Annotated in this window: 19 protein-coding genes; 5 read left to right on the forward strand and 14 right to left on the reverse strand. The window is 72.1% G+C overall.

Translation table 11 applies throughout. The features are described 5' to 3' along the window. Positions 1–5 precede the first annotated feature (5 nt). The 3 genes from IRY44_RS23255 to IRY44_RS23265 all read right to left on the reverse strand — a co-directional run bounded on the left by IRY44_RS23255 (position 6) and on the right by IRY44_RS23265 (position 2917). On the reverse strand, positions 6–1064 hold the full coding sequence (locus IRY44_RS23255) for a PhoH family protein (RefSeq protein WP_194802349.1): 1059 nt from the start codon (positions 1062–1064) through the stop codon (positions 6–8). A 135-nt stretch (positions 1065–1199) separates the two neighbouring features. Further along, positions 1200–2576: a serine hydrolase gene (locus tag IRY44_RS23260; RefSeq protein ID WP_194802350.1), complete on the reverse strand. Its 1377-nt coding sequence runs from the start codon at positions 2574–2576 to the stop codon at positions 1200–1202. Then, positions 2573–2917 (reverse strand): histidine triad nucleotide-binding protein, encoded by a 345-nt coding sequence (locus IRY44_RS23265; RefSeq protein ID WP_013475524.1) that lies wholly within the window; start codon positions 2915–2917, stop codon positions 2573–2575. The genes IRY44_RS23260 and IRY44_RS23265 overlap by 4 nt, the downstream gene beginning before the upstream one ends. Before the next feature lie 80 nt (positions 2918–2997). Here IRY44_RS23265 and IRY44_RS23270 point away from each other — a divergent pair, with 80 nt between their 5' ends. Next, complete coding sequence (locus IRY44_RS23270) at positions 2998–3759, forward strand: SDR family NAD(P)-dependent oxidoreductase (protein ID WP_194802351.1); 762 nt, start codon at positions 2998–3000, stop codon at positions 3757–3759. 126 nt (positions 3760–3885) lie between these two features. Here the strand turns inward: IRY44_RS23270 and IRY44_RS23275 are convergent, their stop codons facing one another. The 3 genes from IRY44_RS23275 to hrcA form a co-directional block, all read right to left on the reverse strand. After that, the gene (locus IRY44_RS23275; protein WP_194802352.1) at positions 3886–4620 is read right to left on the reverse strand and encodes a 16S rRNA (uracil(1498)-N(3))-methyltransferase; all 735 of its coding nucleotides are present in this window, start codon (positions 4618–4620) and stop codon (positions 3886–3888) included. Position 4621: 1 nt separating this feature from the next. Further along, on the reverse strand, positions 4622–5767 hold the full coding sequence (gene dnaJ, locus IRY44_RS23280; protein ID WP_175438744.1) for a molecular chaperone DnaJ: 1146 nt from the start codon (positions 5765–5767) through the stop codon (positions 4622–4624). 73 nt (positions 5768–5840) lie between these two features. Next, positions 5841–6863: a heat-inducible transcriptional repressor HrcA gene (gene hrcA / locus IRY44_RS23285; RefSeq protein WP_135241584.1), complete on the reverse strand. Its 1023-nt coding sequence runs from the start codon at positions 6861–6863 to the stop codon at positions 5841–5843. A 232-nt stretch (positions 6864–7095) separates the two neighbouring features. Here hrcA and IRY44_RS31185 point away from each other — a divergent pair, with 232 nt between their 5' ends. After that, positions 7096–7752: a DUF4870 domain-containing protein gene (locus IRY44_RS31185; RefSeq protein WP_194802353.1), complete on the forward strand. Its 657-nt coding sequence runs from the start codon at positions 7096–7098 to the stop codon at positions 7750–7752. Positions 7753–7791: 39 nt separating this feature from the next. On the opposite strand, the gene hemW is transcribed toward IRY44_RS31185, so the two are convergent. After that, on the reverse strand, positions 7792–9015 hold the full coding sequence (hemW, locus tag IRY44_RS23295) for a radical SAM family heme chaperone HemW (protein WP_194802354.1): 1224 nt from the start codon (positions 9013–9015) through the stop codon (positions 7792–7794). Positions 9016–9034: 19 nt separating this feature from the next. Here hemW and IRY44_RS23300 point away from each other — a divergent pair, with 19 nt between their 5' ends. Then, positions 9035–9820 carry an enoyl-CoA hydratase-related protein gene (locus IRY44_RS23300; protein ID WP_135241587.1) on the forward strand — a complete coding sequence of 262 codons (786 nt, stop codon included), beginning with the start codon at positions 9035–9037 and terminating at the stop codon, positions 9818–9820. A gap of 111 nt (positions 9821–9931) precedes the next feature. Then, the gene (locus IRY44_RS23305; RefSeq protein ID WP_194802355.1) at positions 9932–10792 is read left to right on the forward strand and encodes a hypothetical protein; all 861 of its coding nucleotides are present in this window, start codon (positions 9932–9934) and stop codon (positions 10790–10792) included. Positions 10793–10805: 13 nt separating this feature from the next. Here IRY44_RS23305 and IRY44_RS23310 read toward each other — a convergent pair whose 3' ends face one another. The 7 genes from IRY44_RS23310 to IRY44_RS23340 all read right to left on the reverse strand — a co-directional run bounded on the left by IRY44_RS23310 (position 10806) and on the right by IRY44_RS23340 (position 17722). Further along, positions 10806–11639 (reverse strand): carbohydrate ABC transporter permease, encoded by an 834-nt coding sequence (locus tag IRY44_RS23310; protein WP_013287980.1) that lies wholly within the window; start codon positions 11637–11639, stop codon positions 10806–10808. Continuing rightward, complete coding sequence (locus tag IRY44_RS23315) at positions 11636–12622, reverse strand: carbohydrate ABC transporter permease (protein ID WP_194802356.1); 987 nt, start codon at positions 12620–12622, stop codon at positions 11636–11638. Before IRY44_RS23315 ends, IRY44_RS23310 begins: the two co-directional genes overlap by 4 nt. Beyond that, the gene (locus IRY44_RS23320; protein WP_194802357.1) at positions 12619–13911 is read right to left on the reverse strand and encodes a sugar ABC transporter substrate-binding protein; all 1293 of its coding nucleotides are present in this window, start codon (positions 13909–13911) and stop codon (positions 12619–12621) included. The genes IRY44_RS23315 and IRY44_RS23320 overlap by 4 nt, the downstream gene beginning before the upstream one ends. Before the next feature lie 223 nt (positions 13912–14134). Further along, positions 14135–14419: a GlsB/YeaQ/YmgE family stress response membrane protein gene (locus IRY44_RS23325; RefSeq protein ID WP_030503112.1), complete on the reverse strand. Its 285-nt coding sequence runs from the start codon at positions 14417–14419 to the stop codon at positions 14135–14137. Positions 14420–14671: 252 nt separating this feature from the next. Then, entirely contained in the window at positions 14672–14959 is a 288-nt protein-coding gene (locus IRY44_RS23330) for a GlsB/YeaQ/YmgE family stress response membrane protein (protein WP_116507974.1), read from the reverse strand. A 222-nt stretch (positions 14960–15181) separates the two neighbouring features. Beyond that, positions 15182–17059: a translation elongation factor 4 gene (gene lepA / locus IRY44_RS23335; protein WP_194802358.1), complete on the reverse strand. Its 1878-nt coding sequence runs from the start codon at positions 17057–17059 to the stop codon at positions 15182–15184. Positions 17060–17185: 126 nt separating this feature from the next. Further along, positions 17186–17722 (reverse strand): DUF4240 domain-containing protein, encoded by a 537-nt coding sequence (locus IRY44_RS23340; RefSeq protein ID WP_135241591.1) that lies wholly within the window; start codon positions 17720–17722, stop codon positions 17186–17188. Here IRY44_RS23340 and IRY44_RS23345 point away from each other — a divergent pair. Beyond that, entirely contained in the window at positions 17721–18773 is a 1053-nt protein-coding gene (locus IRY44_RS23345) for a phosphotransferase family protein (protein ID WP_194802359.1), read from the forward strand. The two genes, IRY44_RS23340 and IRY44_RS23345, sit on opposite strands and share 2 nt — an antisense overlap. The last annotated feature ends 336 nt before the right edge of the window (positions 18774–19109 follow it).

Below are 19109 nucleotides of genomic sequence, written 5' to 3' on the forward strand. Positions count from 1 at the left end.
GTGGTTCAGCGGCGCCGGCCGGCCCGGCCGCCCTGGGCGGTGCGCCCCGGTACGGCGTGCACGCTCTGCGCCTGCTGGTTCTCCCGCTCGGCGTCCCAGCGGGCGTACGCGTCGACGATGTCGCCCACCAGCTTGTGGCGCACCACGTCGGAGCTGGAGAGCTGGGCGAAGTGCACGTCCTCGACGTTGTTCAGGATCTCCCGGACCACCCGCAGGCCGCTGGTCGTCCCGCCGGGAAGGTCCACCTGGGTGACGTCACCGGTGACGACGATCTTGGAGCCGAAGCCGAGCCGGGTGAGGAACATCTTCATCTGCTCGGGCGTGGTGTTCTGCGCCTCGTCCAGGATGATGAACGCGTCATTAAGGGTGCGCCCCCTCATATATGCCAGCGGCGCCACCTCGATCGTGCCGGCGGCCATCAGCTTCGGGATGGTCTCCGGGTCGAGCATGTCGTGCAGCGCGTCGTAGAGCGGGCGCAGGTAGGGGTCAATCTTCTCGTTCAGGGTGCCGGGCAGGAAGCCCAGCCGCTCCCCCGCCTCGACCGCCGGCCGGGTCAGGATGATCCGGTTGACCTGCTTGGCCTGGAGCGCCTGCACGGCCTTCGCCATCGCCAGGTACGTCTTGCCGGTACCCGCCGGGCCGATGCCGAAGACGATGGTGTGGGCGTCGATCGCGTCGACGTACTTCTTCTGCCCCAGCGTCTTGGGACGGATGGTGCGACCGCGCCGGGAGAGGATGTTGAGCGTCAGAACCTCGGCGGGCCGCTCGGTGCCGCCCTGCTCGAGCATGCCGACGGTACGCCGTACCGCGTCTGTGGTCAGGGTCTCGCCTTTCTCGATCAGTTCGAGCAGCTCACTGAAGAGACGCTCGGCGAGGGCGTTGTCGGCGGGGGCACCGGTGATGGTGATCTCGTTGCCGCGGACGTGGACGTCGCTGTCGATCGAGCGCTCGACGAGCCGCAGGATCTCGTCGCCCGCGCCGAGCAGGTTCACCATGATCTTCTGGTCGGGGACCGTGATCCTGGTCTGCACACGCGGCGTGCCGGGAGGTGGGGTGCCGGTCATAGGTCGGGCCCGTCGGGCCCTGCGCCACCTGCTCTCCGCTTCTCGGGCGCCGGGCCCTGCTGGCGCGGCGTACGGTTACCTCCATCGTATCGGGTCGGCACCGTACGCACCGCGCCCATTTCCGGTGCCCGGCGGTCAGCCGCCGGCGCGGAAGTCGTACCCGTCGAAGGTCTCCTGGGTGCGGGTGAAGCGGTAGGTCGCCCAGTGCATCCGGACCACCACGCCGCATTCGTCGCGGGTCAGCCGCAGCAGCTCCCCCGCCTCCCGGCCGGAGACCGTGCGGAACACGTCCGGCCGGTCCGGCAGCGGCGCGAACACCGCGGGCGGCTTCCCGGCCGGGTCGTCGGCGCCACGCGCCCGCAGCGTCCCGTCGTGCCAGGAGAAGACGTACTCGAAGCCCTCGCCCCACCAGCGGCCCAGCACGCCGCGCAGGTGGTCCGGCGCGGGTGGGCCGGGACGCCACGGCTCGATCTCCGCCGGGTCGTGCTCGGCGGCGGCGGCCAGCAGCCGGTGTGACAGGTCGAACACCTCCACGCCGGTGCCGGACGAGCCGAGCACCGCGGCGCCCATCGCCCCGGCGGTGCCCTGCCCGCCGCGCCGCCCGTACACGGCGGCGAGGAATCCGGGCATCGCGCCGTCGTGGCCGACGTGGGTCACCCGCTCCGGCTGCGGGATCAGGATCAGTCCCAGTCCGAAGCCGGCCGACCAGACCGCCTCGTCGGTGGGGGTGAGCGGCCAGCGCATCTCCTCGACAGTCGTCGCGGCGAGCACCGTGCCGTCCGGGTCCAGCGCCGCCGGGTCGGCCAGGAACGCGGCCCAGCGGGCCATGTCCGACGCGGTGCTCCACAGCTGCGCGGCGGGGGCCACCGCGCCGAAGTCGGCGGGTGGTTCCGGGTGGGCCTCGTCGGAGTACGCGTCGACCAGGAACCCGGTCGCGGCCCGCTCGGTCGGGTACGGGCCGGTGGCGGTCAGCCCGAGCGGGCCGAGCACCCGGTCGGCCAGCACCTCGGCCCAGGTGCCGCCGCGCAGCCGGGCGACCGCCTCGCCGAGCAGCGCCAGTCCGAGGTTGGAGTAGTGGAAGCGCCGGCCGGTGGGCAGCACCCGCTCGACCCGGGCCAGGTCGGCAAGCATCTCGTCGACGGCCGGGGCGCGCAGGCTGTCCCACACGTCGCCGTGCGGCTCGCGTTGCAGGCCGGCGGTGTGCGACAGCAGCCGGCGTACCGTCGCGTCGCCGTGCGCGGGCAGGTCGAGGTGCCGCCCGATCGGGTCGTCCAGGTCGAGCAGCCCCTCGTCGCGGCACTGCATGACGAGCACCGCGGTGAAGGTCTTTGTGACCGAGCCGATCCGGAACACCGTCTCCGGCCCCAGCGGAGTGTCGTTGCCGGTGTCGCCCACGGTGCAGGTCCAGAGCGGCCGGTCGGCCCGGTGCAGGGCGGCCGACACCGCCGGGATCCGCCCGGTGGCCTGCGCCTGGCGCACCATCCGGGCGAGCCGGTCGGAGACGTCGGTCATCGGCAGAGCATCGGGCCGAGCGGCGCGCCGCCGAGCAGGTGGGCGTGCACGTGGAAGACCTCCTGGCCGCCGTACGGGCCGGTGTTGAACATCAGCCGGAACCCGTCCACGGTCAGGCCCTCCTCCTCGGCCACCACGGCGGCGGTCTGGAGCACCTCGCCGGCCAGCTCGGGCGCACCCTGGGCCAACGTGGCCACGTCCGCGTAGTGCTCCTTGGGGATCACCAGCACGTGCGTGGGCGCCTTCGGGTCGATGTCCCGGAAGGCCAGGGTGGTGGCGGTCTCGCGGACGATGGTGGCCGGAATCTCCCCGGCGACGATCCGGCAGAAGAGGCAGTCCATCGCAGCAGTGTAAGGACGCCGCCGCAAGCGTGGCGGGGGCACCGCCGGGCGGACCGGCAGGATGCGGCAGGATGGCCGCCATGTCGGGACGGGCGGTGCTGGTGACGGGGGCCTCGCGGGGCATCGGGCGGGCGGTGGCGCGGGCGTTCGCCGCCGGTGGGGACCGGGTGGCGATCCACCACCGGGACTCGGCCGAGCTGGCCGAGCGGCTGCGCGCCGAACTGCCCGGTGACGGGCACGTGGTGGTACGCGCCGATCTGGCCGACCCCGACGCGGTACGCGCCGTGGTGGACGAGGCGGCCCAGCGGCTCGGCGGGCTCGACGTACTCGTGAACAACGCCGGGGTGTTCGGGCCGGCCGATCCACCGCACCCGGTCTTCGAGAGCAGCTACGAACAGTGGCGGGCGCGGTGGCGGGAGGTGCTCGACACCAACCTGGTCGGCGCCGCGAACGCGGCCTGGTGCGCCGCGCAGCACATGCGCGACCGCGGGGGCCGGATCGTGAACGTCTCGTCCCGGGGCGCGTTCCGGGGCGAGCCGGCCAACCCGGCGTACGGGGCCAGCAAGGCCGGGATGAACGCGATGGCCCAGTCGCTGGCGGTGGCCCTGGCGCCGTACGGCATCGCTGTGGCCTGCGTGGCGCCCGGCTTCGTCGAGACCGACATGACGAACGAGCATCTGAAGAGCGAGCGGGGCGAGGCGGTACGCGCCCAGTCTCCGTTCCACCGGGTGGCCCGGCCGGAGGAGATCGCCGCGGCGGTGTACTGGCTGGCCGGCCCCGAGGCCGAGTGGGCGTCGGGCACCATCATCGACCTGAACGGCGCCTCCTACCTCCGCTCCTGACCCCCACCCTCGCCCCTGACCCCCGCGATCTTGCACTCTCGGCCCAGGCAAACGCCGCAAAAGGGGCGCCGCGCGGGCCGAAACTGCAAGATCAGCGCGCACCGAAAAGAGGGGCGGGCGCGGGGGTTACCAGTGGGTCAGGCGGGTGGCCAGGACTGTCAGGGCTGCCACGCCTGCCGTGGACGTACGCAGGACCGACGGGCCCAGGCGGACCGTGCGGGCGCCCGCCTCGGCGAACGCGGCCAGCTCGTGGTCGGCGATGCCGCCCTCCGGGCCGACCACCAGCACGATCTCGCCGGCGGCCGGAAGGTCGACTGTGGTCAGCCGGTCCTGCGCGCCCTCGTGCAGCACGAACGCGCCGGCCGCGCCGGCGATCCGGCGGGCCACCGAGGCGGTGGACTCGTCCGGCGCGCCGGCCACCACCGGCAGCCACGGGCGGCGGGCCTGCTTGGCCGCCTCGCGGGCGGTCGCGACCCACTTCTGCCGGGCCCGTTCGCCCCGCTCGCCGCGCCACTGCGCCACCGAGCGGGACGCCGCCCAGGGCACGATCTCGTCCACCCCGACCTCGGTCATCGCCTGCACGGCGAGTTCACCCCGGTCGCCCTTGGCGATGCCCTGCACCACGACGAGCCGGGGTACCGGCGCGTCCGCGTACCCCCGGCTCGTGACCCGCAGGTCGAGCGTGCCGCGGCCGACGGCGGTGACCACCGCGGCGGCGGTGCCGCCCCGGCCGTCGGCGAGCACCAGTTCCTCGCCGACACGCAGCCGCTGCACGGTGGCCGCGTGGTGGCCCTCCGGGCCGTCCAGCGTCAGCGTGTCACCGGTGGGCAGCGCCTCGACCAGGAACAGCGGCGCGGACACCTCAGGCGTGCCCGTTGAAGGCGTCGCGCATCCGGGAGAAGAAGCCGCCCTGCTTGGTCAGCTCGGCGACCTCCTCGCCGCGGGTCTTGGCGAAGTCGCGCAGCATCCGCTCCTGGTCGGCGTCGAGCTTGGTCGGGGTACGCACGTCCAGGTGCACGTAGAGGTCACCCCGGCCGGTGCCGCGCAGGTGCGGTACGCCCCGGGCGCGCAACCGCAGTGTGCTGCCGGGCTGGGTGCCGGGCTTGACGTCGACCGTCTCCTCGCTGTCCAGCGTCTTGATGGTCAGCCGGGTGCCGAGCGCGGCGGCGGTCATCGGCACCGTGACCCGGCAGTGCAGGTCGTCGCCCTTGCGGGAGTAGACGTCGTGCGGCCGCTCGTGGATCTCGACGTAGAGGTCACCGGCGGTGCCGCCACCGGGGCCGACCTCGCCCTGCTGGGCCAGGCGGATCCGCATGCCGTCCTCGACCCCGGCCGGGATCTTGACGGTCAGCGAGCGGCGGGTGCGTACCCGGCCGTCACCGGCGCAGGTCGGGCAGGGGTGCGGGATGGTGGTGCCGTAGCCCTGGCAGACGGTGCACGGCCGGGCGGAGACCACCTGACCGAGGAAGGTCCGCTGCACCGACTGCACCTCGCCCCGGCCGCCGCACGCCTCGCAGGTGGCCAGGTGGGTGCCGGCGGCGGTGCCGGCGCCGGAGCAGGTGGTGCAGAGCACCGCGGTGTCGACGGTGATCGGCGCCTCGACGCCGAACGCGGTCTCGTTGAGGTCCAGTTCCAGGCGCAGGATCGCGTCCGCGCCGGGGCGGGTACGCGGCCGCGGCCCACGGCTGCCGCCCGCGGCACCGCCGAAGAACGCGTCCATGATGTCCTGGAAGCCGACGAACGGGCCGGCGCCGCCGGGACCGCCCGGGCCGCCCATGCCACCGCCGCCCGGGGCGAGCGGGTCGCCGCCCAGGTCGACGATCTGCCGCTTCCGGTCGTCCGAGAGGACCTCGTACGCGGCGTTGATGTCCTTGAACTTCTCCTGGGCCTCCGGGTCCGGATTGACGTCCGGGTGGAACTGCCGCGCCAGCTTGCGGTAGGCGCGCTTGATCTCGTCGTCGGAGGCGTCCCGGCTCACGCCGAGAATGCCGTAGTAGTCCCTGGCCACTGCGTTAGGTGTCCTCATGTTCGTCTCGCGTCGCTCCGGTCGTCGGCCGGAACCGGCCGTCGGCCCTGACTGGTCAGTTCTGGGCCAGCAGTTCGCCCACGTAGCGTGCCACGGCCCTCACCATGGCGATATTGCCGGGGTAGTCCATCCGGGTCGGCCCGAGCACGCCGAGTCCACCGACGATCGTGCTGCCCGGTCCGTACCCGGTGCTGACCACCGAGGCGGCCCGCAGGTTGTCGAATTCGTTCTCGTCGCCGATGAGCACCCGGGTGGTGCTCGGCTCGGTCTCGCCGATCAGCTTGAGCAGCACTACTTCTTCTTCGAGCGCCTCCAGGATGGGGCGCAGCGAACCCTGGAAGTCGAGCAGGCCGCCCCGGGTGAGGTTGGCCTGGCCGGCCAGCGCGAGGCGTTCCTCGTGCCGCTCGACCAGCGTCTCCAGCAGCACGGTGGACAGCGTGGTCATGGCCGGGCGCAGGTGCGGCGCGGACTCGTCGACGAGCGCCTGCACCAGCGGCGGCGTCTCGGCGAGCTGGCTGCCGACCAGCTTCTCGTTCACCAGCCGGCGCAGGTCGGTCACGTCGTCGGCGGGCACCGGGGCGGGCAGCTCGACCAGCCGCTGCTCGACCCGGCCGGTGTCGGCGATCATGACGACCATCAGCCGGGTGGTGGAGATCGGCACCAGCTCCAGGTGGCGCACCTTGGACCGGGCCAGGCTCGGGTACTGCACCACCGCCACCTGACGGGTGAGCTGGGCGAGCAGCCGGACCGTACGGTGCACCACGTCGTCCAGGTCGACAGCGCCCACCAGGAAGCGCTCGATCGCCCGGCGCTCGGCCGGGCTGAGCGGCTTGACCCGGGACAGCCGGTCGACGAAGAGGCGGTAGCCGCGGTCGGTGGGCACCCGGCCGGCGCTGGTGTGCGGCTGCCGGATGTAGCCCTCCTCCTCCAGCACCGCCATGTCGTTGCGCACGGTGGCGGGCGAGACGCCGAGCTGGTGCCGCTCGACCAGGGCCTTGCTGCCGACCGGTTCCTGCGTGGCGACGTAGTCCTCGACGATCGCGCGCAGCACGGCGAGTTTGCGGTCGTCGAGACCCATTCCCCACCTCCTGACGCACCTCGGCCGGGCCGGCACGCGGCATCCGCCGGGCGGCTGGCACTCGACTGTAGCGAGTGCCAGTCTACGTCGGCACCCCCGCCGACGCGATGATCGCCTGACGGACCTGCGGTGCGGCCCACCACACAGCGCCGCCCACCAGGGCCGAACAGCCGGTCATCGTCGGTCTGTGTCGCTCTGGTGCGAGTTGACCGGTGCCCCTACCGTGGCGACCATGACAGAACCTCCTCGCCCTCCAGGGGCAGGGGACTCCGGCCCCCAGCCCGACCCGTCGGCGCCCTACGGCTCGTCGCCGGGCAGCGAACCGCCCACCGCTCCACTGTCCGGGGCGCCGGGCGCCGGCGGCTATCCCCCGCCCGGTGACTATCCGCCCCCGGGCGGCTACCCGCCCCCGGGCGGCGGCTACCCCCCGCCGGGCGGCTACCCCCCGCCGGGCGGCTACCCCCCGCCGGGCGGCTACCCCCCGCCGGGTGGCACGCCCGGCTACCCCGCCGGTGGCGGGTACGGCCCGGCCTCCTACGCCAACAACGACGAGAAGACGTGGGCCCTGGTGGCGCACTTCGGCGGCGCCGCCGGTGTCATCGTCGGTGGCGGTCTGCTCGGCTGGGTTGCCCCGCTGATCGCGATGATGGCCCGGGGTCAGCAGTCCCCGACGGTCCGCGCCCACGCGGTCTCGGCGCTGAACTTCCAGATCACCTGGACCATCGCCAGCGTGCTCGCCTGGGTGATCACGGTCATCACCTGCGGGATCCTGTTCTTCGTCCCGATGCTGGTCTGGCTGGTGCCGCTGATCTTCGGCATCATCGGCGGGGTCAAGGCCAACGAGGGTGTGCTCTACCGCTACCCGATGACCTACAACTTCATCAAGTGACACCGCCGGCCGGCCGAGGGGGCGGCCGGCCGGTGCCGGTCACGGCAGCAGGTCGCGTACCACCGCGTCGGCCAGCAGCCGGCCCCGCAGCGTCAGCACCACGAGCCCTCGCGCGTACGCCCCGGCGTCGAGCAGCCCGGCGTCCCGGGCCCGCTCGGCGCCCGCCCGGCCGGGTTCGTCCAGCACGTCCAGCGGCAGGCCGGCGGCGAGCCGTACCCGCAGCATCACGTCCTCCATGTGCTGCTCGTCCGGAGTGAGCCGCTCCCGGGCCAGCGCGGGCGAGGCGCCCTCGGCCAGCCGCGCCGCGTACGCGCTCGGGTGCTTGACGTTCCACCAGCGCACGCCGCCGACGTGGCTGTGCGCCCCCGGGCCCAGGCCCCACCAGTCGGCGCCGGTCCAGTAGAGCAGGTTGTGCCGGCACGCCGCCGCCGCCGAGCGGGCCCAGTTCGACACCTCGTACCAGGAGAATCCGGCCTCGCCGAGCGCGGCCTCCGCGGCCAGGTAGCGGTCCGCTGCCACGTCGTCGGAGGGGTACGGCAACTCGCCGCGTCGCATCCGCGCGGCCAGCCGGGTGCCGTCCTCCACGATCAGGGCGTACGCGCTGACGTGGTCCACGCCCGCGTCGACCACCTGGGCCAGCGAGGCGGCGAAGTCGTCGGCCGTCTCGCCCGGCGTGCCGTAGATCAGGTCCAGGTTCACGTGCTCGAATCCCGCGTCGCGCGCCTCCAGCGCGGCGGCGGTGGCCCGGCCCGCGCTGTGCCGCCGGTCCAGCACCGCGAGCACCCCGGGAGCGGCGGACTGCATGCCGAGCGAGATCCGGGTGTAGCCGGCCGCCCGCAGCGTCTTGAGCGACTCCGGGCTCACCGACTCGGGGTTGGCCTCGGTTGTCACCTCGGCGTCGGCGGCCAGCCCCCAGACCCGGTCGATGCCGTCGAGGATCCGGGCCAGGTCGTCGGCGGGCAGCAGGGTGGGCGTGCCGCCGCCGACGAAGACGGTGTCGACCCGGGGCGGCGGCGAGTCGCCCAGCACCCGGGCGGCCAGCTCCAGCTCGGCGAGCACCGAGTCGGCGTACGTCTCCCGGCTCGCCCCGCCGCCCAGCTCGGCGGCGGTGTACGTGTTGAAGTCGCAGTAACCGCACCGGCTGGCACAGAACGGCACGTGGACGTACACGCCGAAACCGCGCGCGCCGACGTCGCGGCGGGCGGTGGCGGGCAGCGATCCGTCGCGCGGGACGGGTTCGCCTTCTGGAAGGACGCCGGGCATGGCCACTAGTGTGCCCGGCATGACCTCTCCGGACGCTCTCGTGCGAGTCGCCACGGCCCGTGGGGTGACCACCCTCACCCTGGACAGCCCGCACAACCGCAACGCGCTCTCCACGCCCCTGATGACCCAGCTGCTGGCCGGGCTGGCCGACGCGGTCGCCGACGACGCGGTACGCGCGATCGTGCTCGACCACACCGGCCCGGTCTTCTGCTCCGGCGCCGACCTGAAGGAGACCGCCGCCGCGTACGCCAGCGGCACGGTGCCCGCCGGGATGCTCGGCGACGTGCTGGTGGCGGTGCGGGAGTGCCCGAAGCCGGTGGTGGCGAAGGTCGCCGGGCCGGCCCGGGCCGGTGGGCTGGGCCTGATCGCCGCCGCCGACCTGGCGGTCTGCGCGCAGGAGGCGACGTTCGCGTTCACCGAGGTGCGGATCGGCGTGATTCCGGCGGTGATCTCGGCGACCGTGCTGCCGCGGCTGGGCCAGCGGGCCGCCGCCGAGCTGTACCTGACCGGCGACACGTTCGACGGCCGCCGCGCCGCCGAGATCGGCCTGGTCACCGCCGCGGTGCCGGCCGACGAGTTGGACGCCGCCGTCGGGCGCTACTGCGACTCGCTGGTGAAGGGCGCGCCGGGGGCGCTGGCCGGGGCGAAGGAGCTGCTGCGCCGGCCCGCCGGGACCGACCTGCGGGCCGAGATCGCCGAGTTGGCCGCGCTGTCGACCGGGTACTTCCTCTCCGACGAGGGACGCGAGGGCGTCATGGCGTTCCGGGAGAAGCGTCCCGCCGCCTGGGTGCCCGCCGGAGACTGAGGTGCGCGGCGGGCCCCGCGGGAGCCATTGCGGCCGAGGTGGGGCCCGCCGGTCGGCCGAGACGCGCCGGTGCGGGTGGGACGTACGCTTGTCGGACTGTCGGGACAGGGGGTGCGGGTGCGGACGCGAGCGGCGATCGTGGCATCTGGGGTGGCGGTGTGCGTGCTGGCACTGCTCGCGGTCTATGTCGTGACCAAGCAGTTCGGCGAGCACCTGCGGCTCCCCCTGTCCAGCCGGACCTGCACCGTGAAGGCGGACGGCGAGGTGGTGCTCGGCGCCGACCAGATGGCGAACGCGGCCACCATCGCGGCCATCGGGATGCAGCGCCGGATGCCCGAGCGGGCGGTGGTGGTGGCGTTGGCGACCGCGTACCAGGAGTCGCACCTGCGCAACATCGCCCACGGTGACCGCGACTCGCTCGGCCTGTTCCAGCAGCGCCCGAGCCAGGGCTGGGGCACACCGGAGCAGGTCCAGGACCCGCGGTACGCGGCGAACAAGTTCTACGCCGCGCTGAAGAAGGTCAAGGGCTGGGAGCGGATGCGGGTCACCGACGCCGCCCAGCGGGTGCAGCGGTCGGCGTTCCCCGAGGCGTACGAGAAGTGGGCGGACGAGTCGGAGGTCCTGACCCGCGCGCTGCTCGGCCACGCGACCGGCGCGGTGGCCTGCACTGTCTCCTCGCCGCCGACGATGCGCGGCCCGGCCGCCGCCAGCGCCGTGCTGGAGAGTCTGTCGCTGGACTGGGGGCTGCCCCGGCTGCCCACGGCGACCGACCTGACCGCGCTCACCCTGCCGGCCGGCGGCGACCGCAACGGCTGGCGGTACGCGCACTGGCTGGTCTCGCACGCCGACGACCACGGCGTGAAGAAGGTCCGCTTCGGCAACCTGGAGTGGACCGCCGAGCAGGGCTCCTGGGCCCGGGTGAAGGGCGACCCGGCCACCGAGGTGCGGGCCGAGGTGTTCGCCGCGGCCTGACCGGCCGCGGCCCTCAGCCCTTCACGGCTCCGGCGACCAGCCCGGAGACCATCCGGCGCTGCACCAGCAGGAAGAAGACGATCACCGGCAGGGTGAACAGCGTGGACGCGGCCATCACCGAGCCCCAGGCGGTGTCGTCCCGGCCGAAGAAGAACGTCATCGCCACCGGCAGCGTGTACTTCTGCTGGTCGTTGATGAAGGTCAACGCGAAGATCAGCTCGTTCCACGCGGTGATGAACGAGAAGATGCTGGTGGCGACCAGGCCGGGCGCGACGAGCGGGAACAGCACCTTGCGGAACGTCTGGGCCCGGCTGGCGCCGTCGATGGCGGCGGCCTCCTCCAGTTCCTTCGGCACCGCGGCGACGAAGCCACGCAGCATCCAGACCGCGAACGGCAGCGAGAAGCCGAGGTACGTGAGGATCAGGCTGGGCAGCGTGTTGTAGAGGCCGAGCCGCTGGATCATCAGGAACAGCGGGATGACCAGCGCCTCCAGCGGGATCATCTGCACCACCAGCAGCATGATCAGGAACGTGGTGCGCAGCTTGAACCGGAACCGGGCCACGGCTGTCGCGGCGAGCAGCGCGACCAGCCCGCTCAGCAGCACCGTCGCCAGCGCGACGAGCGCGCTGTTGAGGAAGAAGTCGGCGAACGTGACGCCCGGGATCAGGTTGCCGGTGAGGATCTCCCGGTAGTGCTCCAGCGTCGGCTCCGCCGGCACCGGCCGGGGCGTGGACGAGAAGATCTCCCGGTTGGGCTTCAGCGACGTCGCCACCATCCAGTAGACCGGGAACGCGGCGAAGAGCGCGACCAGCAGGCCCGCGCCGTTGAGGGCGATCTTCTTCATCATTCGTCCTCCTGCCGCAGCACCATGCGGACGTACAGGGCGGTCACCACGAGCAGGATCACGGTGAGGATGACCGCGATGGCGGAGCCGAGGCCGTACTTCGGCGGCGGCGAGAACGCCTCCGCGTACGAGTAGATCGACAGCATGAACGTGGACCGGTCCTGGGTGCCGCCGGCCAGCACGAACTGCTGGGTGAAGACCTTGAAGTCCCAGATCGTGGAGAGCACCACGAGGATGCCGAAGACCGGCCGCAGGACCGGGAACGTCACCGACCAGAACACCTTCCACGGCCCGGCGCCGTCGACCCGGGCCGCCTCCTGCAACTCCGTCGGCACGCTCTTGAGCCCGGCCAGCACGCTCACCGCGATGAACGGGAACGAGTGCCAGACCACCACGAGCGTCAGGATGGCGAAGAACAGCAGCGGGTCGTTGAACCAGCCGTACCCGGTCCAGTCGCTGCGCCCGAACAGGGCCGTGGACAGCCCGTCCGGGAGCTTGTTGAACAGCCACGTGACCAGGCCGCTCGTGTCGTCGAAGATCCACTTCCAGACGATCGTGCCGGTCAGCGCCGGAGTGGCCCAGGCGAGCATCACGCAGCTCGCCACGAACGTGGCCATCCCCTTGCCCAGGCGGTTGAGCAGCAGCCCGACCAGGGTGCCGAGGATCATCGTGAGCGCCACGTTGGCGAGCGCGAACAGCACCGTGTTGCGCAGCACCGTACGGAAGAACGGGTCGCCGAGGATCTGCGCGTAGTTGGCCAGGCCGACCCACGGCCACTCGCGGTCGCCGCGCAACTGCCGGACGCTGTCCAGCTTGTGGAAGGACATCCAAACGACCTGGCCGAGCGGCCAGAGCAGCAGCACGGCGATGATCGCCAGGCAGGGCAGGAGGAGCAGGTACGGAAGGTGGTCCACCCGGCGACGGCGCCGCCGCGCGGGGGTCTCCCGCGCGGCGGCCTCGCCGGTGGCCTCGGTCAGCGTGGTCACTTGGCGTTGAGAATGCTTTCCATCTCGGTGGCCGCGTCGGCGGTAGCCTTCTCGACCGTCTTCTGGCCCTTGATGACCGAGCTGTTCATCGCCTGGGTCACCGTCTTGGTCCGGCTGACCTCGACCCACTTCGGGGTGAGCGGGGTCAGCTTGGTGTTCTGGATGGCGGTCGCGAACGCGGCCATCACCTTGTCGTTGGCGTAGTCGCCGCTGCTGACCAGGTCCTGGTAGACCGGGAAGAAGCCGAGGCTGCTGGCGAACTCCTTGTCCTTCTGCTTGCTCAGCAGCACGGTCATGTAGTCCCAGGCCAGCGCCTGCCGCTCGCTGTCCTTCCAGATGGCGATGTCGGAGCCACCGGCGAACGCCGGGGCGGCCTTGCCGTCCGGGCCGGGGATCGGGAACGTGCCCCACACCTTCTCGATGTCGGGGTTGTCCTTCTTCATCGCGCCGCCCTGCCAGCTGCCGGCGAACGCCATCGCGGCCTTCCCGGTGGCGAACTGGGTACGGGCGTCGACCTCGTTCCAGCCGGCGGCGGCCGGCGGGGCGACCTTGTGCACTGTGACCAGGTCGGTCCAGAACTTGACCGCCTTCTGCGCCTCGGGGGTGTTGTAGCCGGACTTCCAGCTGTCGCCCTCCTTGGTGGCGATCTCCCCGCCGGCACCCCAGAGGAAGGAGTAGAACGGCAGCTCGGAGTTGCCGGGCAGGGCGATGCCGTAGGTGCCGGGCTTCTTGGCCTGCACGGCCTTCGCGGCGGCGACCATCTCGTCCCAGTTCGTCGGCGTCTTCACGCCCGCCTCGGCGAACCAGTCGGTGCGGTAGTAGACGGCGCGCACGCCGGCGTACCACGGCACGCCGTACTGCTTGCCGTCGAGCTGGGCGTTCTTGACCAGGTCGGGCAGGATGTCCTTGCCCTCGGACCAGCCGTTGAACTTGTCCGAGACGTCGGCCAGGGCCTCCTGCGCGGCCCAGCCCTGGGTCTCGGTGTTGCCCAGCTCGGTGACGTCCGGACCCTCCCCGCCGGCGAGCGCGGCCTGGAACTTCTTCGGCGCCTCGAGCCAGGGGATGTACTGCACCACGACGTCGGTCTCGGGGTGCTTCTTCTTGAACTCCGCCTCGACGCTGTCGAGGAACTTGGTCTGGGCGTCGCCGCCCTCACCCATCATCCACACAGTGAGCTTGCTGTTGTCGGCGGCCTTGTCGTCGTCGCCGGAGCCACCGCACGCGGTCAGCACCAACGCGGCCGACGCCACGATGGCGGTGACCGGAGCCAGCCGCTTCCACCTGTTCACGCCATATCTCCCTCAGGGCCGTTTGGCACTAACCTTCTCCGCCGCACCTTAGTAGGAAAATTTCCTTTACAACAGGGGGTGTTCGTGACGGAGGGCACAGGCGACCGTATCGCAGCCGGAGGCCCGGCCGACATCGATGCCGTCCGGGCAGTTCAAGGGGCCGCACACGGCGACGGGCGCCCGGCCGTGAGGCCGGGCGCCCGTCGAGGCGCGTAGTGCGGGGTCAGTAGCGCGAGACGCCGCGGCGACGACCGACACCGGCCACCAGGGCCACGCCGATCGCGGCGAAGAGCACCTGCAGCATCAGCTCGCGCCAGTCGATGCCGGCGGTCTCGGCGAAGCCGGAGGCCCGGGCCACGATCGTGCCCAGAAGCGCGGCGCCGACGCCGATCAGCATGTGCAGCCACATCGGCATGTTCTGCCGGCCCGGCACGACCAGCCGGCCCAGCGCGCCGACGATCAGACCAACGACCAGCGCCGTGATGATGCCCCAAACGGTGAGCTCCATGGTCGCCCTCCTCCTTAAGATCCGGTCACACGTTTTTGTGTGGTTACTGTCGTGATCGCTAAGTTCCCGACCGTCCGGAAATCCAAACCGACTCCGATGACGAATTGTTCAGACGTACCCTGACCTGCTGCTTCTCCCCGAAACCCGGCGCGGCGGGCGGGCCCGGCACACCGACGGGGTTCAATGCGCCGAATACGCCGACGGGCGCCCGGCCGTGGGGCCGGGCGCCCGTCGAGGCGCGTGATGCGTCGATCAGTAACGCGAGACGCTGCGGCGGCGGCCGACGCCGGCCACCAGGGCCACACCGATGGCGGCGAGCACGACCTGCACGGCCAGCTCGGCCCAGTCGATACCGGCGGTCTGCGTGGCGATGCCGAGCGCACGGGCCAGGACGGTGCCCAGCAGCGCCGCGCCGACACCGATCACCATGTGCAGCCACATCGGCATGTTCTGCCGGCCCGGCACGACCAGCCGGCCCAGCGCGCCGACGATCAGACCCACGACGAGCGCGGTGATGATGCCCCAGACGGTGAACTCCACGGTCGGTCCTCCTAAAGCGATTTCGCACGTTCTGTGCGGTTGCTGTCGTGACCGCTAAGTGCCCGACGCATCGAAAACCGAAACCGGCGGCAACGACCGCCGCTCCCCCGGCCGGGACGAACCCGCAGGTGGGAGCGCTGCCAGCAGCTGAAAATTTCCTGGGTACGCGAACGGCCGGCGCCCCTGCGAGGGGACGCCGGCCGGTTCGTGGGCTCTGGCGACCTACTTCTTGCCGGCGGGCTTGCCGTCGCCGGAGTCGGACGACAGCGCCGCGATGAACGCCTCCTGGGGGACCTCCACCCGGCCCACCATCTTCATCCGCTTCTTGCCCTCCTTCTGCTTCTCCAGCAGCTTGCGCTTCCGGCTGATGTCACCGCCGTAGCACTTGGCGAGCACGTCCTTGCGGATCGCGCGGATGGTCTCCCGGGCGATCACCCGGCTGCCGATGGCCGCCTGGATCGGCACCTCGAACTGCTGGCGCGGGATCAGCGTGCGCAGCTTCGCCGCGATCGTCGTGCCGTACGTGTACGCCTTGTCCTTGTGCACGATCGCGCTGAACGCGTCGACCGGCTCACCGTGCAGCAGGATGTCGACCTTCACCAGGTCGGACGCCTGCTCACCGGAGGGCTCGTAGTCCAGCGAGGCGTAACCCTTGGTGCGGCTCTTGAGCTGGTCGAAGAAGTCGAAGATGATCTCGGCCAGCGGCAGCGTGTACCGCAGCTCCACCCGGTCGGCGGAGAGGTAGTCCATGCCCAGCAGGCTGCCCCGGCGACCCTGGCACAGCTCCATTACCGCACCCACGTAGTCGTTCGGGGTCAGCACCGTGGCCCGCACGGTCGGCTCGTACACCTCGGCGATCTTGCCGGTCGGGTACTCGCTCGGGTTGGTGACCACGATCTCCTCGCCGTCCTCCTGGATGGCCCGGTAGACCACGTTCGGCGCGGTGGAGATCAGGTCGAGGTTGAACTCCCGCTCCAGCCGCTCCCGGATGATCTCCAGGTGCAGCAGGCCGAGGAAGCCACAGCGGAAACCGAAGCCCAGCGCGCCGGAGGTCTCCGGCTCGTAGACCAGCGCGGCGTCGTTGAGCTTGAGCTTGTCCAGCGCCTCGCGCAGGTTCGGGTAGTCCGAGCCGTCGATCGGATAGAGACCCGAGTAGACCATCGGCTTCGGATCCTTGTAGCCGCCGAGCGCCTCCTTGGCCGGGTTGTTGTTGATGGTGACCGTGTCACCGACCCGGGACTGGCGCACGTCCTTCACGCCGGTGATCAGGTAGCCCACCTCGCCGACGCCGAGCGCGTCGGCCTTCACCATCTCCGGCGAGATGACGCCGATCTCCAGCAGCTCGTGGACCGCGCCGGTGGACATCATCTTGATCCGGTCCCGGGCCGAGATCCGGCCGTCGATCACCCGGACGTACGTGACCACGCCCCGGTAGACGTCGTACACCGAGTCGAAGATCATCGCGCGGGCCGGCGACTCGGCCTCGCCCACCGGCGGCACGAACTGCCGGACGATCTCGTCCAGCAGGTAGGGCACGCCCTCGCCGGTCTTGCCGGAGACCCTGATGCAGTCCGCCGGGTCGCCGCCGATCAGGTGCGCCAGCTCCTCGGCGTACTTCTCGGGCTGGGCGGCCGGCAGGTCGATCTTGTTGAGCACCGGGATGATGTGCAGGTCGTTCTCGAGCGCCAGGTAGAGGTTGGCGAGCGTCTGCGCCTCGATGCCCTGCGCGGCGTCGACGAGCAGGATCGCGCCCTCGCAGGCGGCGAGCGAACGGGACACCTCGTAGGTGAAGTCCACGTGGCCCGGGGTGTCGATCATGTTGAGCACGGCGCTCTCACCGGCCCGGTCGCCCTCGCGGATCGTCCACGGCATCCGCACGGCCTGGCTCTTGATGGTGATGCCGCGCTCGCGCTCGATGTCCATCCGGTCCAGGTACTGCGCGCGCATCTGCCGCGGGTCGACCACACCGGTGAGCTGCAACATCCGGTCGGCCAGGGTCGACTTCCCGTGGTCGATGTGGGCGATGATGCAGAAGTTCCGGATGCGCGCCGGGTCGGTGGCACCAGGAGCGTTCGCGCCGGGATCGAGCGTCGGTGGCACAGCGGTCCGTTCTGGTCGGCTGACGTGAGCGGGCCGGCGCGCCGCCGGCCCCCTCCATGGTCCCACGTCGCCCGGCGCGCGCCCGGGCTCCCCCTTCACTCCACCGCTATTCCACGGGTGGCTCGGCTATTCCACGGGTGGCTCGACGAAGAGTGCGGCCAGCCGCGGCAGGCGGCGGCGGGCCTCCTCCTCGTCGTCGAAGTCCCAGAAGTCGTTCAGGTCGGGCACCGGAACCGGGTCACGCTCGGCCGGCAGGTCGGACGCGGTGGCCTTCCGGTACGCGTCCCACGGCACCGCCAGCATCTGCTCGCACTCGAACTCCTCGCCGCTGAGCGCCGCGGCCCGGACCTGCGGCAGCTCGGCCAGCGCGTCCGGATCGCCGACCGCCCGCGCGAACACCGCCCGCCCCTGCGTCATCAGCCAACCCCGGAAATATTCGAAGCCGTCGTCCGAGGCACCCCCGTTGATCAGGTAGGCCGCGCCCCACAGGTCGACCTTGTATGAGGCGGCGAGCACCCGCCGCTGGTGGTGGGCGTAGCCGACGATCTCCTCCGGGTCGCGCTCGGCCAGCAGCGCGACCGCCCGGGCGGCCACCGCGTCGGGCTCTCCCCCGGCGCCGGCGCGCGCGTCGTCGATCAACTGCCAGAACTCGTCGGTCCTCATGGCAGGCAGTCTGGCAGAGCCCACCGACACGCCGGTCCGCCGCGCGCCGCCGGTGCGGCAGCATGGTGCGGTGCGCCCGATCTCCCTACCGCCCGTCCCGTACGGGTCGACAGCCGTCCGGCCCGGCTGGGCCGACCTGCCGGCCGGGCTGCGCGATGCGCTGTCCGCCCGGATCGGCGGCGAACCGTCAGCGGTACGGGTGACGGGTGGCGGATTCACCAGCGGCTTCGCCGCCGTGCTGACCGGCCCCGCCGGGGAGAGCGTGTTCGTCAAGGCGGCGGCGCTGCACGGGCAACGACACCTGGTCGACTGGTACGCCCACGAGGCGGCGGTCCTGGCCCGGCTCCCGGCCGGCCTGCCGGTGCCCCGGCCGCGCTGGGCGCTCACCGAGTCCGGCTGGTACGCGCTCGCGCTCGACGCGATCGACGGGCACACCCCCGCGCTGCCCTGGGCGCCGGCCGAGCTGGACGCCGCACTCGCCACGTACGCCGAAGTGGCCGCCGCGCTCGCCGAGCCGCCCGCGGAGCTGGCCGCGCTCCGGCTACCCCGCCTCGCGGACCTGGCCCGCGACGACATCCTCTGGTGGGGCGAGGTGGCCGCCGGGCGGGAGCCGCCGCCCGAGCAGGCCGCCGGCGCCCCGCTGGCCGAGCTGGTCGCGCTGGAGTCGCGGCTGCCCGGGTACGCCGACGCGGCCCCCGGGCTGGCCCACGGCGACCTGCGGGTGGACAACCTCCTGATCGACCCCGACGGCCGCGCCTGGCTGTGCGACTGGCCCTGGCTCTGCCACGGGCCGGCCTGGTTCGACCTGGCCGGGCTGCTGCTCACCGCGTACGCCGGCGGCCTGGACGCGGACGCCGCGTTCGCCGGTCACCCGGCGACGGCGGGAGCGCCGGCCGACGCGCTGGACGTGACGCTCGCCGCACTGGCCGGGTACTTCCTGACCGGTGCCGCCGCCGGACCGTCGAACGCCTCCCCGCACCTGCGCGCCCACCAGCTGTGGAGCGGGGAGCAGGCGCTCGGCTGGCTGGCCGAGCGGCAGGGCTGGTCCTGACTGACGAGGGACAGCCATGTCAACAAGCAACCTGGTCCGCGAGCCGGCCCCACCCCGCCGGTTCCCCGTGATCCACCCCGGTTCGGCAAGGCGGCCGCATCCCACCGCCTCCTTGATCCACACCAGCACGGGGAAGTGGTCACATCACACTGCCCCCGACCCCGCCACCTCCCCGAACTGGCGAATCAGTCCACCGACCCTCACCCTTGATCCACACCAGCACGGGGAAAAGGCGGCATCACACGGGCTCTGACCCCGCCACCTCCCCGAACTGGCGCGCCGCCCAACCAGCCTGGGAACGCCGGTCGGCCTGGCGGCGTCCATGAGTGCGGCGGC

Source organism: Micromonospora sp. ANENR4, from assembly GCF_015354395.1.
In the GTDB taxonomy this organism is placed as follows: domain Bacteria; phylum Actinomycetota; class Actinomycetes; order Mycobacteriales; family Micromonosporaceae; genus Micromonospora; species Micromonospora aurantiaca.

Bases quoted from the DNA above. Each gene is read 5' to 3' on its own strand.
- IRY44_RS23255 (WP_194802349.1), bottom strand. From the start codon at position 1,064: ATGACCGGCACCCCACCTCCCGGCACGCCGCGTGTGCAGACCAGGATC.
- IRY44_RS23260 (WP_194802350.1), bottom strand. From the start codon at position 2,576: ATGACCGACGTCTCCGACCGGCTCGCCCGGATGGTGCGCCAGGCGCAG.
- IRY44_RS23265 (WP_013475524.1), bottom strand. From the start codon at position 2,917: ATGGACTGCCTCTTCTGCCGGATCGTCGCCGGGGAGATTCCGGCCACC.
- IRY44_RS23270 (WP_194802351.1), top strand. From the start codon at position 2,998: ATGTCGGGACGGGCGGTGCTGGTGACGGGGGCCTCGCGGGGCATCGGG.
- hrcA (WP_135241584.1), bottom strand. From the start codon at position 6,863: ATGGGTCTCGACGACCGCAAACTCGCCGTGCTGCGCGCGATCGTCGAG.
- IRY44_RS31185 (WP_194802353.1), top strand. From the start codon at position 7,096: ATGACAGAACCTCCTCGCCCTCCAGGGGCAGGGGACTCCGGCCCCCAG.
- hemW (WP_194802354.1), bottom strand. From the start codon at position 9,015: ATGCCCGGCGTCCTTCCAGAAGGCGAACCCGTCCCGCGCGACGGATCG.
- IRY44_RS23300 (WP_135241587.1), top strand. From the start codon at position 9,035: ATGACCTCTCCGGACGCTCTCGTGCGAGTCGCCACGGCCCGTGGGGTG.
- IRY44_RS23310 (WP_013287980.1), bottom strand. From the start codon at position 11,639: ATGATGAAGAAGATCGCCCTCAACGGCGCGGGCCTGCTGGTCGCGCTC.
- IRY44_RS23325 (WP_030503112.1), bottom strand. From the start codon at position 14,419: ATGGAGCTCACCGTTTGGGGCATCATCACGGCGCTGGTCGTTGGTCTG.
- IRY44_RS23345 (WP_194802359.1), top strand. From the start codon at position 17,721: ATGGCAGGCAGTCTGGCAGAGCCCACCGACACGCCGGTCCGCCGCGCG.
- IRY44_RS23340 (WP_135241591.1), bottom strand. From the start codon at position 17,722: ATGAGGACCGACGAGTTCTGGCAGTTGATCGACGACGCGCGCGCCGGC.